This is a genomic window from Neisseria sp. P0014.S009, from assembly GCF_051958155.1.
GTDB classification, from domain to species: domain Bacteria; phylum Pseudomonadota; class Gammaproteobacteria; order Burkholderiales; family Neisseriaceae; genus Neisseria; species Neisseria flavescens_C.
Genome location: NZ_JBQCVS010000116.1, coordinates 1 through 277 on the forward strand (window position 1 = coordinate 1; position 277 = coordinate 277).

General features: G+C 37.2%; 1 protein-coding gene. It reads right to left on the minus strand.

Features of this window, described 5'->3' with window-relative positions:
- Nucleotides 1-164, minus strand: a 164-nt coding sequence (locus ACTHS4_RS11930; RefSeq protein ID WP_440365992.1) for a DUF520 family protein, incomplete at its 3' end; no start/stop codon positions are given.
- Nucleotides 165-277 lie beyond the last annotated feature (113 nt).

Genomic DNA, 277 nt, shown 5'->3' on the forward strand with positions numbered 1-277 from the left:
TCAGATTCTGTGGTCACTTTCACTGTTTCGCTTTTTTCATTTAATTCAATGACGGCTTCCACACCACGGAAATCATAACGTGTACTTAATACGCGGTTTGCATTTTCAACCGCATTACGCACTTCGTGCATAGTAATTTCAGATACGATATCAAAAGATGGCATAAGTTTTCTCCCAAAATGAATTAAATTCGATCATTTGCACTTAAAAGACATAAAAGTGCGGTTAAGTCAGCAAAGTTTACCACAATTTGTGCTTGTTGTTGCACCTTCGGTTT